The following is a 13,549-nucleotide window of genomic DNA, read 5'->3' as shown; positions in this document are numbered from 1 at the left end:
ATGATCCTATCGAGTCGTCGCCATGATGTCTTTGGCTTGATCATTCTGCTGTTTCTGATTGTCTTTATCGTTCTGCCGGTGCTGACAGTCTTTCTCTGGGCCTTTGCCGAACAATGGTTTTATCCCTCCGTTCTGCCCACCAAATGGGGCTTTCGCTTCTGGTCTGCGGTCTTGGCCCGCCCCGATGTCTGGGCGGCCCTTTGGACATCGATTGAGCTGTCGCTGACCGTGACATTGCTGTCTGCTATCATCTGCCTGCCTGCGGCCTATGCTTTCGCCCGCATGGATTTTCCAGGAAAATCCGTGTTCATGCTATCGTTTTTGATGGCCAATGCCTTTCCGCGCTTTGCTTTAATTATCTCCATCGCGGTGCTGTTTTTATCCTTCAATCTGGTGGGCACCTTTACCGGTGTGGTGATTATCCAGTTGCTGAACACGTTGCTGTTGATGATCTGGTTGCCAACCGCCGCGTTCAGAGCCGTCAGTCGGGATATGGAAGAAGCCGCCCGCGATGTCGGTGCAAACCGCTGGCAGGTGTTTCGCCACATCACCCTGCCGCAGGCCTTTCCCACCATTGCTGCCGCCTTGCTGATGACCTTCGTTTGGACCTTTTATGAGACGGAAGGCGCGTGGCTGGTGGGTGCACCGCGCATTCGCACCATGCCGCTGTTGATGATGTCGATGATCAACAACCAGTTGGTGGTGCAATATGGGGCTGTGCTGTCGGTCATGCTCTGGGTGCCGTCTCTGGCCGCCATCCTGATGGCGCGGCGGGTGATTGGCGGCGAGGCTTTTGCCAAGGGACTGGGCGGATGATGATGATTCAAACCTATTTTCGAGAAAGACGCTGAACGCATGTCCACACTCGCCCTCGAAAACGTCTCGAAAAACTATTCCATCGTCACGGCGATTGAGCCTTTGTCGCTCACGATTGATGACGGTGAACTGGTTTGCCTTCTCGGCCCATCCGGCTCGGGAAAATCAACATTGCTGCGCATTATTGGCGGGTTCGAGACGCCATCCGGCGGCAAGGTGCTGATTGATGGCGTTGATGTTGCGCGCACACCGCCGGAAAAACGCCCAACCGCCATGGTCTTCCAAAGCCACGCCCTGTGGCAGCACATGACCGTGTTTGAAAACATTGCCTTTGGCCTGACGCTGCGCGGACTGCCCAAGGCCGAGATTGCCCGCAAGGTCTCCGATGCCTTGGCCATGGTGGGACTGGCGGATTATGGCAAGCGCCTCCCGGCACACCTGTCCGGTGGCCAGCGCCAGCGTGTTGCCATTGCCCGCTGCGTGGTGCTGGAGCCGAAAATCTTGCTGATGGATGAGCCTTTTGCCAGCCTTGATCAACACCTGCGCGACCGATTGCGCGAAGAGGTGCGGCAAATCCAGAAGAAACTCGGCATTACCACCGTGTTTGTCACCCATGGTCAGGATGAAGCGCTCTCTGTTGCCGACCGGATTGTGGTGATGAGCATGGGGAGAATTGAGCAGGTGGGCACGCCGCGTGAGATTTACTCAACGCCCAATTCGCCCTTCGTTGCCAGCTTCATTGGCGACATGAATTCTCAGGTCATGCAGATCAACCAAGGTCGCGCGCATCTGGGTGGCGTTGTTATTGATGCGCCGATAGGGGCGGGCGAGGCGCTGTTAACTGTGCGTCCTGAGGATATTGTCCTTTTGCCATCAGATGACGGCCAAGGCGCGTGCGTGCGGCGCATTGTCAATTACGGCTCTTTCCTCAAGATCGAGGCGCAAGCGCAGGATGGCACCGTCTGGAAAGTTCAAACACCGAAAGATGCCAACATCAAAGAAGGTGTGTTCTACACACCTGTGGTGGCCCGCTACACGGTGTTTCGCGATAACAAGGCGGTGCATCATGCAGGGCCTGCATAACGATTACTTATCGTCTGCGAGAATTTGCCGGAAATAGAGATGGCGGAAATTATGGCTGGTGGTGACAAAAATCGGCAGCATCGCCGCCCCCGTCACCGCCGCATCCTCAATCAGCGTTGCAGGCAAAAGCCGTGGCAAGGCCCGGTCACGCCGAGCGGATGGCGTGGGGCGCAGCGGATAGGCACGATCCACAAGCCGCTCTACCAGCGCACGGGGAAGGGCGCCGCCCACGGCAATAAAGCCGGGATCGAACATCACTTCAATCACCGCGCAGACATCACGCAGCACACTGGCCGCAGACGCCAGCCAATCCATCAAACGATGATCACGTCGCTCAAGCAGCTGCAAAATGCTCTGCTCGTCCATGGAGAGCTCCGATAGACCGCAGGCGCTAGCAAGCCCACCAATCGACAGAACCCCACCTTGAACTGGGTTACTGGGAACAGGGCTGCCGGGATTATCTGGCCAGACCGGGTTTGCGCCAAGGCCAAGGATTGGCAACAGCCCGATTTCGCCCGCATTTCCGCCCACACCCTTGAAGGGATAGCCATCAATAATCAGCCCAGCACCGGCGCCATGGCCGATGTAGAAATAGGCAAACGACGCCTCCTGTGCATCGTGGCGATGAAGGCGCTCACCAATGGCTGCCGCTGTTCCGTCATTCTCGACCAATACGGCAAATCCGGTCAGGCGTTGCAGGTCTTCGGCAAAGGATGCATCGCGCCATGCCTCCCAATGCTGCATGGAAAAATCGAAATCATAGACATCGGAGCCGAATGTGGGCAACACCAGACCAAGGCCCCAGATCCGTTCTGCAGGCAAAGCATTGTCTTGCAGCAATGTTGTTATGGTTTGCGCCAGCATCCGCACGGTCACGTCTGGGTCTGCCGTATCGCACCGCATTGATTTGCGGGCGCGTTCCTGACGTTTCAGGTCAAATACCAGAATATGACACTGGTTGCGATCGAGATGGACACCGATTGAAAAGCCCGCTTCGGCATTGGCCTCCAGATAGATTTGCGGCTGCCCGCGCAGACCGGAGGAACGCCCAGCTTCGACAATCAATTCCTGCTCGAGCAGTTCGCGGGTGATGGACGAAATGGTTTGGGGTTTCAGCCCGACAATGGCTGAAATCTCCACCCGGCTGATGGGGCCGCGTTGAAAAATGGTTTCAAACACCAGACGACGATTGTGAATGCGGGCATCTTCAATCCGGCTGCCCGCAATGATGTCCTCACCGTCGCGGGCAAAGCCTCCATCAAACCGATCCAGAAGTGTCACGGCTGTTCCTTCGTCCTATTGTCGCACGCCACTCTCAGTATGGATGTTAAATCCCTAGCTCACGCAAGACCTGTCGGTTGTGGCAAGCAATCGGAAAAGGCTTCTCCGGAGGGCAGGGATACATATCCTGTTCATAAACGGCATAGCCATCAAACCCACGGGTTGCAAGAAAATCCCTCACCTCTACAAAATCTACCATGCCCTTGTCGAGTTCGCACATAACGCCCGACTGGAAGCCCTCAATGAAGTTGATGTTGTTTTGGCGTATGTGCGCCAGCAAAACGGGATCAACGTTCTTGAAGTGGTAATAGGGAATACGGTCCGCATAGCGCTTCATAAAGGCCACGGCATCGGCACCCGTATAGGCGTGATGACCAAAATCGAAGCAAAGGCCGACGCTATCTTCTGGCGTTTCTTCCAGCAGGCGAATGACTTCGGCTTCCGTTTCCACGCCGGAGCCGACATGCGGATGAAAAACAAAGGATAGTCCATGCTCTTCAGTGACATAATGCGCGGCTTCCTTGACGTTGCGGATCATCGATGCCCAGTCCTGCGGGGAAAGCTCGCGGCTTTTGCCGGGGAGGGGCAGGTCTGAATCATCCATCAGCACCACCCACTCAGCCTTCATGGCCTTCAGCAGGCCGCAGGTCTGCTCCAGTCTGGGTCGAAGGGTTTCCATTGCGTCCGTGGGAGCAAGCAGATGCACGAGCGCTGATCCGCATACGCTCAACCCACGACTGCCGAGAGCATCTGTCAAACGGGATGGATCAGTGGGCAGATAGCCCCAAGGCCCGGTCTCCGTCGACGTGAAGCCGGAGTCTCGCATCTCGTCCAGATAGCGCTCCCAAGGTGTCTGTCGCGGATCGTCCGCATACCAGACGCCCCAGGCGTCGGGCGCTGTCGCAAGCTTCATAGTCGACTCCATCGATCATTAAATCTACAGCGGCACCTTAATTGATCTGGCTTGAAAGCAAAAGAGCATTGCGTTAAAAATGCCATCTTCTTGGAAATCAGGCAAAAGAAAGCGAATTCAATCAGTAAGCCATTTCCGCTTTCAGAATCTGGTGTCGAGACAGCTCATTTTGCGCAAAACATCTCTTGATATAATCATTGCTGTGTATTTAATGTAACCTGAACTATCCATCGCATCTCGAAAGCTGGTTGAAGGCGGGAAATCCTATGGTGAAGCTTGGTCTTGTTGGTCTTGGAGAAGTGGCGCAGTTGATCCATCTGCCGATTTTGCAAAGACTGACCGAAATGTTCACACTTGCGGGCGCTTACGATCCGTCCCCCAGCGTGGCTCGGTCGATCTCGACCCGGTGGGGCATTGAGCGCGTATTTGACAGTGTCGATGCGATGATTGCGTCACCGGATATTGATGCAATTCTGATCATGAGCCCGGATCAATACCATGGCCGCCACGCGCGTGCGGCCCTGAAGGCTCATAAGCATGTTTTGATCGAAAAGCCCTGCTGTTTGGCGATGGAAGACCTCGCCGCACTCAGTGATGTGATGGAGCAGACGGATTGCGTTGCCATGGTTGGCTATATGCGCCGATTTGCACCGGCGTTTGTGGAGGCGAAAAAGCGGTTACCGGCCTTTGCCGATATCACCTATGTTCGTGTCCGGGACGTCATCTGCGAAGGCCCCTGGTATTTTCGCCAAACAGATACGGTTGTCACACCCAACGGCGATATTGAGGCAAGCCTGATAGAGGAAAGTCGCCAGTTGCGCGGCGCGATGATGGACAGCGTGCTTGGCCCGAATGCATCCGCAGAACTTCAGACGGCGTATTCAGTCCTGACAGGGCTGTCCTCTCATTCCCTCTCGGCCATGCGTGATCTGCTGGGCAGTCCCAAGCGTGTGATTGCCGCCGAGATCAAGCAGGGTGGTAGCCAGATCACAGCCCTCTTTGATTACGGCCATTTTACCGCAATTTATGAATGCATGATCGGCGATGTCGTGCGCTTTGAAGCCGGTTTCGAGATCAACTCCCGCTACAATCGCCTGGCCTTTGAATATCCAACCCCTTATATCCGCAATCTGCCGATGATGCTGGATGTTCAGAACTCCACGGATCACGATAACAGCCTCACCCGGTTTGGTCCCTTTTATCAAGACCCATTTGATGTCGAGCTGAGAGCCTTTTATGCGGCAGTAACGCAAGGTGGCGAGAACCGAACGCCACCATCGGATTCCATGGCTGATCTCGATCTGTTTGCCGCCATTATCGCTGCGGCACGCAAGACGGACTGATGATTGCAACGCCTGGTATCGCGCTAATCGCGGGAATGCACGGTGACAGATCGCGCATCTGTGTCAATCAAAGTTCAGTCGTCTTATCTTTACCATCAGCTCCGGTGAATGTGTTGACGGACACCAATCGCTAACGTCGTGCATCTTCATCGAGCAATCATGCCCCAAGCAATTGAACCGAGGGCAAAAAGCCCGAACGAGATCAATATCAGTCCGGACAAACGGGACACCCAGCGGGCAAAACTCGAGGGAAGGCGCTGTTGCGCCAATGCAATGCCGCCACTCAATAGGAACCACCACAGCAACGAGCCAAGGAAAACGCCTGCGACCACGAAAAATGCATTTGTCGCCCCCGATGCGTCAGCAAGGCCAAGACCCGCGAAAATTGCTGCAAAGGACAGAATGGTTACGGGGTTGGTGATCGTCAGGAAAAAGGTTGCAGCGATGGTACCGAAAAGATCGCGCGCTCCAACCTTGGCCGCGTCCGCGAGAGGTTTGGGCTTCAGGCTTTTCCAGCCGAGCCACACCATGAAAAGTCCACCGATGATTTTGAGCGGCGTATCGATTGTCGCGAGGGTCGCCGCGAAAGCGGAAAAACCAAGCGCTGCGAGACTGGCGTAGACGGCATCCGCCAGAGCAGTCCCAAAGCCGCCCGCCACCCCGGCCCAGAACCCACGTTCAAGGGTCCGGTTGATGCACAAGGCGCCGATGGGGCCGAGCGGGGCTGCGACAGCAAGACCAAGCACAATGCTTTTCAAAATGAGTGTCAGTTCCATCAGTCCAAACTTCCCTTCGGTATGAATGGTCCTGGCACCACGGATGAGAGAGCGATGATTGTCTCGCTACGTGCAAGGAATCTGTTCTGTTTCATTGCCGCCAGAAAGGCTTCGATTTCCACCAGCGACGCAACATGAACCTTGATCAGATAGGACCATTGCCCGGTTACATGGTGACATTCCGCAATAGCGGACTGAGAGGCTGCATAGGTACGAAAGCTGGCTTCGTCCGCATCCGCCGCCAATGCGATCCACACGAAGGCGATCACCGGCAAATCGAATGCGGATGGATCTGCATCAACGGTGACACGGCGGATCGCCCCACTCGCGGTCAGGCGTCTGATGCGCTCGTTCACGGCCGACGCGGAAAGCTCGACGATACTGCCTATATCGGCAAGCGAGCGGCGGGCGTCTTCGGCAAGAAGACTGATTATTTTGCGGTCTATGATATCCATATCCGCATAAAACCACGTAATTTTATCAAATACAAGATATTATGTGGCTTCCTTATGGTCGCCTTATTATTTATGGAATCTGCCAAACACAGGTGACGGCTCGTGTCCGTTCAAGGCGAAGATGACAGACGTCCAGGCAGATGCGGATCAGCTATTCATCCGACCCGCTATGCAGCTTCCTAAACCTGATTGAGGATTTTCACCGCAAGCGCCGCCTTGTCCTGCGGTAGGAAGCGTGCGTAATGCCGCTGAACAACATCCGATGTGTTCTGTCGGCACCCTAGAGTTAACCTGTCGGCGGTAGACCTGTGCGATCTTTCAGTATGACCCAAGTCCCTCGTGAACGCCTTTATCGTCGCCATCGGTTTCCAGCTGAAGTGATTGCCCACGCCGTGTGGCTCTATCTTCATTTTCCACCCAATCTGCGCATGGTCGAAGATCTGCTGGCGGCGCATGGCATCATCGTTTCGCACCAGACAGTGCGTCTCTGGGTGGAGCAATTCGGCCGTCACTTTGCGAACGATATCCGGAGACGATCCGCCGACCGGCTTGGCGACAACTGACAGCTCGATAGGGTCGTCATCTCGATTGGCGCCAAGAAACACTGGCTGTGGCGCGCTGTCGATCAAGATGGCTTCGTTATCGACGGGCGGTGCAGAGCCACCGCAATACCAAGGCCGCCAAACGACTGATGCGGAAACTTCTCAGAGGAAAGAAGCGATCCCCTTATGCAACAAGTCTACCGATCTGGCTTATGTCGTCTCGAAAGCGCGCGAGTTCTTCGTTTCTCTTGATCTCGTCTGGAATACGCAGCAGGTAGGAGGGATGAACGGTGACGAATAGATGTCGCGTTTCGTCCATGACAATTGGCCGGCTGCGGACATCCTCCAAACGGTCCTTTCGATCGGTGAGCGAAAACAGCGCGACCGCGCCCATGGCGACAATCAGTTTCGGTTTCACCATATCGATCTCTTTGGTGAGCCACCACCTGCAGTGCTGCACCTCTGCGATATTCGGGCGCTGATGGATACGGCGCTTTCCCCGTGGCTCATACTTGAAATGCTTCACCGCGTTGGTGACGTAGAGCGCCTGCCGGTCCAGGCCGACCTGCGCCAGAGCCTCGTCGAACACGCGGCCCGCCGGTCCGACGAACGGCCTGCCTGCGAGATCCTCCTGGTCCCCCGGCTGCTCTCCAACGATCATGATCTCTGCATCGACAGGCCCTTCGCCAAACACGGTCTGTGTTGCCCGGCAGGAGAGATCACATCGATTGCAGCGTCGGGCTTCCTGGCGCAGCGCGTCTATCGTGTCCGCTTCAGCCGCTGGCGCTGCGGGCACACGCGCGGCGGCGTCCTGGAGGCGATGATGGAAAGGGAGCGGCTCGCTTGCTTGGCGACGGGCCATATCCATCAGCTTGGCTTCCGCCCCGGCAATCAGGCCGGGAATAAGCTCTGCCTCCGGCAGGTTCTTCCAATATTTCTTCGGCATCTCCGTCATCATCATCTTCACCTTCAAGCGGGCGGGATTGAAGATGGATGCATAATATATGCGCCAGAGATCGTCGGTTTCATCGCGTATATCAGGCTTTACCGCCGGTTCGGTCGACGTCAGAAGTGTCTGGCCATCCCAGGACGCGGACCCGTGGGGCGTCAGGATAATCCAATCCATGTCATTGAACCGACGTTGGAAAAACGGCGCGACGCGCGCAACGATAAAGTGGTCAGGCTCAAACCAGGCGACAAAGCGCCGCCGGCCTGCAACACCAACAGGCAATGGCACTTCCTTGAAGCGCAGGAAGGCTGTCATCTTATGATAATCGCGCCCCACGGACTTCTGCATCCGGTACGCCAGCGCCACATCGGCATCCGTCTTCACCTCAAGAAGCTGCCTTTCCTGCCTCAACCGAAAGAGAAGGCGATACAGCAATGCGAAGCGGCCGGGATCGGAATGACACACAACGGCTTCTGCAAGCTGAAGGAAGGCTGCTGGGACGGACATCTGCGCCGTTCCACCTGTGGGTTCTGCCGGGCTTGGCGTGCTGCCCTCTTTGGATTGGCTTGCATCAGCACCAAACAAGCCCTGTTCATCACCGATAAGCCGCCAGTCGATTGCCTTTGGTTCGATCCCGGCCTGTAGGCATCGTCGCGCGGCCTCGCGCCATTCAGACAGATCACCGCGACCTTCGAGAAAGCAGGTCTCAGTCATAATAACGATAATTGTTCGGGCTTCGGCATGAACATCGCCCGCAAGTCGGCGCGATCGATCAAGCGATGCGGCGTCCAACCCTCAGCAATGATGAACGGCTGGACTTTTTTGAAGGACACGCCGAGACGCCCGATATCCTCGAGCCGCAGCCGCTTGAACCGCCGTGTTGAGAGAATGGATGTGACGGTCTTTGTGCCGAAGCCAGGCACACGCAGAAGCGCTTCCTTGTCGGCGAGATTGATGTCGACTGGAAATCGATCCCGATGGCCAAGCGCCCAGGCCAGTTTCGGATCGAGGTCGAGATCGAGCATGCCGTCTGGCCGTGCCGCCGTGATCTCTGCGATGTCGAACCCGTAGAATCGATAGAGCCAGTCTGCCTGATACAGTCGATGCTCCCGCATCAGCGGCGGCTTGATCAGCGGAAGGTTTTTCGACGAATCCGGGATCGGGCTGAAGGCGGAATAATAGACACGCTTCAAGCCATAGCTTCCATAGAGCCTCGCACTGGTGCCAAGGATGGTCGCATCGTCGGCAGCGTCGGCGCCGACGATCATCTGGGTGCTTTGCCCGGCGGGTGCGAACCTCTTTCGCCGCTTGGTCTGTAGGGTCGGGTCGGCCATTTCTTCGATCTTCAAGCGCAAATTGCCCATCGACTGACGAATGTTGTCGGGCCGCTTTTCCGGGGCGAATTTCCCGATGCCCGCATCGGTCGGCAATTCGATATTGATCGAAAGGCGATCGGCGTAGAGCCCGGCCTCTTCAATCAGTTGCGGCGATGCCTCGGGAATAGATTTGAGATGAATATAGCCATGGAAATTATGTGTCGTGCGCAATTCGCGAGCGATGCGGACCATCTCCTCCATTGTGTAATCGGAAGAGCGGATGATGCCAGAGGACAGAAAGAGACCCTCAATGTAATTGCGGCGGTAGAATTCGAGTGTCAGCCAGATGACGTCCTCAACCGAAAACCGCGCCCGCTCAACGTTGCTGGACGACCGGTTGATACAATACGCACAGTCGTAAATACAGAAATTCGTCATCAGGATTTTGAGAAGAGAAATGCATCGCCCGTCTGGCGCATAGGCATGGCAGATCCCGGAGCCCTCCGTCGATCCCAGCCCGCCCGCAGCTGCCGCGTTCCGCTTTGTCGTTCCGCTGGAGGCGCAAGACGCATCGTATTTTGCGGCATCCGACAGAATGGCGAGGCGTTCTTTGAGTGACTTTTTCATACAATGTTCACTAAATGTTCTAATCGTGTCTGTCAATATTTGCGCAGTCTACAGTTCGATCTCCTAGAAGGAGGCTCTGTCCGCGTCCCGGCACGGATGATAGCCTGAAGGCCCTGCGCCTGCGGTGTTTCTTGCGTTTTTAACGGGTAGGTCTTATATAGTTGATTGGAAATGGTGGTGATAACGATGTCGAGCGTTGCGTTTAAGGTATTGTCGACTTTGAACGCCCCTTACGGGACGGACCTTTCGGCTGCGCAACTCGCGTCCAAGATTGCCGATTTCGCGAGTGTTGAGACTTTCGATGCTTCGGCATTCTCATTCTATTCCGAAGTGAAAGCAGATCTCCAGCAACAGTTTCTGGATGAGATGAACATCGATCACGGGGTTGCATCCGAGATCGCCCAGAAATTCTCGCAGCTCGCCGGATACCCGCTTGCTCTCGCCGCTTGAGGGCTGTGCTGATGAGCCAATGGGAAAGCCTCTTCGACCACGCGACATGTTCGATATTGCTTGCGTCGCCAAGGCATATGGCGACACTTACGTTATCGAAGCTCTCCTGCCATTCAAGAACAAGGCCACCGCTGCCTTGGCAGTGGCGGAGCGAATGGATCCAGGCTTCGCGCGCGCGGTTATGAGGAAACTTCAGTACAGAGAGGGATATGCGGATATCCCGAAAACGGCGCAGGCAACGACAATCTCGCTTCTGAGAGCGGTGAGCGCGTAGGCGCAAGCGACGTCGGCCACTCCCTCTTCTGCGTCTTCGCGCTGATCTCTCAGGAGCCTGGGGAACGGTGGAGCGTTGCATTGAGGCAGGGCGCTATCGTATTACAAGCCGGATAGGTTGGGTGCTCGAGTGCCTTTTCGTTGAGCCGCATCGTGAAACCGGAAAAACCGATGCATCCACCATCTCTATCGCGTCCGGTTAACACGGCTCGCAGATGTATTGAACAGGTTCTGCGTCAGCTTTTACATCAAAGATGGATTGCATTTGTAATATGGCGGGCTTTTTCTATTATTTATATTTGCGCCAAGCCCAACAATTATTGATTTGCACTGAAAGCTGACCTGATATTTCCGGTCAGCTGACACATGCAAATCAATAGGCTGGCTGTTCAGATGTCCAAGTCGGTTCTGATCGCTAGAGCTTGGACAGGAGACCGTCCGAAATCATAGCGTCAAGTGTTCCTGGTGCAGGCGCGCAATGTCTCTTCGAGGATATCGAGCGCTTCGCTGAAGGTTTTCTCATCGATCGTCAGGGGAGCCAAAAAGCGGATGACATTGCCATAGACGCCGCAGGTCAGAAGAATCAGCCCCTTTTCCAGGGCCATGGTCCGCACCTTGTTGGTGAATTCGGCATCCGGTGTCTTGGAACCGGGCAGGTTGAATTCCACGGCGTTCATGAAACCGAGACCGCGGATGTCGGCGATTTCAGGCACGGCATCCGACAGCGAATGAAGTCTTTGCTTAAGGCGGTTGCCGAGCGACATGGCGCGATCTGCCAATTGCTCTTCCTCAATCACATCGAGGACGGCATTGCCGGCGGCGATGCCGATCGGATTGCCGCCATAGGTGCCGCCCAGACCACCTGGGCCTGGCGCGTCCATGATCTCCGCCCGGCCGGTAACAGCCGCGATGGGGAAGCCGCCACCGAGGCCCTTGGCCATTGTGGTGATATCGGCAACGACGCCGAAATGCTCCATGGCGAAAAGCTTGCCGGTGCGCGCAAAGCCTGTCTGGACTTCATCCGCGATCAGCAGGATTCCGTGCTTGTCGGCAATCTGGCGCAGCTTCTGCATGAAAAGCCGGGGTACTTCGTAAAATCCGCCTTCGCCCTGCACGGGTTCGATGATGAAGGCTGCAACGCGCTCCGGATCGACGTCGGCCTTAAAGAGCTTGTCGAGCACAGCCAACGAATCCTCTATCGTCTGGCCGTGCAGTTCGACCGGGAAGGGGACATGGAAGACATCCGGCATCATCGCCCCGAAGCCGACCTTGTAGGGGGTAACCTTGCCCGTCAACGTCATGCCCATGAAGGTGCGGCCGTGGAAGGCGCCGGTGAAGGCGATGACGGCAGAACGGTTGGTTGCTGCCCGGGCGATCTTGACGGCGTTCTCGACCGCCTCGGCGCCGGTCGTCACAAAAATCGTCTTCTTCTCGAAATTTCCCGGCACGGCCTGGTTGAGGCGCTCGGCAAGGCGCACATAGTTCTCGTAGGGGATGACCTGATGGCAGGTATGCGTGAAGCAATCGAGTTGAGCCTTCACAGCAGCAATCACCTTCGGGTGGCGATGACCGGTATTGACGACGGCGATCCCGGCCGCAAAGTCAATATAACGGCGGCCCTCGACGTCCCAGATCTCGGCATTTTCGGCCCGCTCGGCATAGACCTGGGTTGTCACGCCGACGCCGCGCGAGATGGCATTCGTGCGGCGTGCCGCGAGTTCCAAATTCTGCATTGAAAACACCTTCGAGCCTGGGGTTATCGGAAGTTGCAAGGATGATGTCGAAAAATATCTACATTTTTTCGGTAGACTTGCAATGCCCATCACACAGCCGCTAGAAAAAAAACAACGCACTTAAGCCATGCTGGAAATAGGATGCAAAACACCCGCCTTAAAATCGCCGAAGCTGCCCGGATGTCCGGTGTTTCGCAATCGACTCTGAGGCTTTGGGAACAGCAGGGGCTGATCGAGCCAGCCCGCACGCTATCGGGGCAGAGGCTTTACGATTCCACGGTTCTGGAGCGCATTGCCAAGATTGCCTGGTTGCGCAGCGAAAGAGGGCTGAACCCGGCTGCAATCAAAGAGGAACTGGGGAATCCTGAAACGGGGCAGAAGGGACTCGAGGTGGTTGAGCCGGCGACCGACCTGGCGGCGATTGGCGCGAGGGTCCGGCAAATGCGCAGGCTGTCACATCAAACCCTGGAGGCGGTGGCCCGGGCGACAGGAGCCTCCGTCTCGCAGCTTTCGACGTTCGAGCGCACCTCCCAGGGTATTTCCATCACCGTTCTTCACGACCTGGCCAAGCACTTCGGCACCACGGTTGCCGATCTGAACGGTCATCCAACCCAGCAGCAGAGCGTTTCAGTGGTGCGTGACGGCGAGTGGATGACATGGCCGACGACATCGATGGGTGTTTCCATCCATTCCCTTGCCGCCGGGGCGCGGCAGATGGAATGTCATCGGTTTGATCTGGCGCCCGGCGCGTCCAGCGAAGGGGCTTATCGGCATGAGGGCGAGGAATTTATCTTCGTTCTTGCGGGCGCGCTGCAGATCGTTCTCGACGGAGACCAGTTTTATGATCTTCGTACCGGCGACAGTTTTTACTTTGAGAGCAGCCGTCCGCATTCCTGGCGCAATCCGGCGGACGTCCAGGCCACGTTGATCTGGATTAATACCCCGCCCACCTTCTAGTGGTCCTTAAGATTCCGACATTTGCTCTCGAGGCG

The 13,549-nt window shown here is 56.2% G+C and carries 13 protein-coding genes and 1 pseudogene; 7 read left to right on the top strand and 7 right to left on the bottom strand.

Annotated elements, in window-relative coordinates:
* Together FS819_RS24930 and FS819_RS24925 are read left to right on the top strand one after the other, a co-directional pair.
* Window positions 1-816, top strand: a complete 816-nt coding sequence (locus FS819_RS24930; protein ID WP_156550188.1) for an ABC transporter permease — start codon at window positions 1-3, stop codon at window positions 814-816.
* Window positions 817-855: 39 nt separating this feature from the next.
* Window positions 856-1,899, top strand: a complete 1,044-nt coding sequence (locus FS819_RS24925) for an ABC transporter ATP-binding protein (protein WP_156550187.1) — start codon at window positions 856-858, stop codon at window positions 1,897-1,899.
* A gap of 3 nt (window positions 1,900-1,902) precedes the next feature.
* Here FS819_RS24925 and FS819_RS24920 read toward each other — a convergent pair whose 3' ends face one another.
* Both FS819_RS24920 and FS819_RS24915 read right to left on the bottom strand, forming a co-directional pair.
* A complete protein-coding gene (locus tag FS819_RS24920; protein ID WP_234624800.1) occupies window positions 1,903-3,180 on the bottom strand; it encodes an ROK family protein in 1,278 nt (425 codons plus the stop codon).
* 46 nt (window positions 3,181-3,226) lie between these two features.
* A complete protein-coding gene (locus FS819_RS24915) occupies window positions 3,227-4,093 on the bottom strand; it encodes a sugar phosphate isomerase/epimerase family protein (RefSeq protein WP_234624801.1) in 867 nt (288 codons plus the stop codon).
* A gap of 266 nt (window positions 4,094-4,359) precedes the next feature.
* Here FS819_RS24915 and FS819_RS24910 point away from each other — a divergent pair, with 266 nt between their 5' ends.
* A complete protein-coding gene (locus FS819_RS24910) occupies window positions 4,360-5,436 on the top strand; it encodes a Gfo/Idh/MocA family protein (protein WP_156550185.1) in 1,077 nt (358 codons plus the stop codon).
* Window positions 5,437-5,582: 146 nt separating this feature from the next.
* Here the strand turns inward: FS819_RS24910 and FS819_RS24905 are convergent, their stop codons facing one another.
* Together FS819_RS24905 and FS819_RS24900 are read right to left on the bottom strand one after the other, a co-directional pair.
* Window positions 5,583-6,212: a LysE family translocator gene (locus tag FS819_RS24905; RefSeq protein WP_156550184.1), complete on the bottom strand. Its 630-nt coding sequence runs from the start codon at window positions 6,210-6,212 to the stop codon at window positions 5,583-5,585.
* The gene (locus FS819_RS24900; protein ID WP_156550183.1) at window positions 6,212-6,667 is read right to left on the bottom strand and encodes an Lrp/AsnC family transcriptional regulator; all 456 of its coding nucleotides are present in this window, start codon (window positions 6,665-6,667) and stop codon (window positions 6,212-6,214) included. The genes FS819_RS24905 and FS819_RS24900 overlap by 1 nt, the downstream gene beginning before the upstream one ends.
* A gap of 323 nt (window positions 6,668-6,990) precedes the next feature.
* Here FS819_RS24900 and FS819_RS24895 point away from each other — a divergent pair.
* Window positions 6,991-7,394, top strand: a pseudogene (locus FS819_RS24895) (IS6 family transposase); the annotation flags it as partial.
* Here the strand turns inward: FS819_RS24895 and FS819_RS24890 are convergent.
* The gene (locus FS819_RS24890) at window positions 7,394-8,872 is read right to left on the bottom strand and encodes a UdgX family uracil-DNA binding protein (protein WP_156550182.1); all 1,479 of its coding nucleotides are present in this window, start codon (window positions 8,870-8,872) and stop codon (window positions 7,394-7,396) included. The pseudogene FS819_RS24895 and the gene FS819_RS24890 overlap by 1 nt on opposite strands.
* Window positions 8,869-10,101: a putative DNA modification/repair radical SAM protein gene (locus FS819_RS24885; RefSeq protein WP_156550181.1), complete on the bottom strand. Its 1,233-nt coding sequence runs from the start codon at window positions 10,099-10,101 to the stop codon at window positions 8,869-8,871. Before FS819_RS24885 ends, FS819_RS24890 begins: the two co-directional genes overlap by 4 nt.
* Window positions 10,102-10,287: 186 nt before the next feature.
* Between FS819_RS24885 and FS819_RS24880 the strand changes: the two genes are divergently transcribed.
* Window positions 10,288-10,551: a hypothetical protein gene (locus tag FS819_RS24880; RefSeq protein ID WP_156550180.1), complete on the top strand. Its 264-nt coding sequence runs from the start codon at window positions 10,288-10,290 to the stop codon at window positions 10,549-10,551.
* A 46-nt stretch (window positions 10,552-10,597) separates the two neighbouring features.
* Entirely contained in the window at window positions 10,598-10,825 is a 228-nt protein-coding gene (locus tag FS819_RS24875) for a hypothetical protein (RefSeq protein WP_234624802.1), read from the top strand.
* Window positions 10,826-11,276: 451 nt separating this feature from the next.
* On the opposite strand, the gene FS819_RS24870 is transcribed toward FS819_RS24875, so the two are convergent.
* The gene (locus tag FS819_RS24870; protein WP_156550179.1) at window positions 11,277-12,557 is read right to left on the bottom strand and encodes a 4-aminobutyrate--2-oxoglutarate transaminase; all 1,281 of its coding nucleotides are present in this window, start codon (window positions 12,555-12,557) and stop codon (window positions 11,277-11,279) included.
* Between the two features lie 141 nt (window positions 12,558-12,698).
* Between FS819_RS24870 and FS819_RS24865 the strand changes: the two genes are divergently transcribed.
* Window positions 12,699-13,514 carry a cupin domain-containing protein gene (locus FS819_RS24865; protein ID WP_156550178.1) on the top strand — a complete coding sequence of 272 codons (816 nt, stop codon included), beginning with the start codon at window positions 12,699-12,701 and terminating at the stop codon, window positions 13,512-13,514.
* The last annotated feature ends 35 nt before the right edge of the window (window positions 13,515-13,549 follow it).

This window comes from Allorhizobium sp. Av2 (assembly GCF_021462805.2).
GTDB classification, from domain to species: Bacteria; Pseudomonadota; Alphaproteobacteria; order Rhizobiales; family Rhizobiaceae; genus Allorhizobium; species Allorhizobium vitis_G.
The sequence above is the reverse complement of the archived record's forward strand: the minus strand, read 5'-3'. Positions and strand labels throughout refer to the sequence as shown.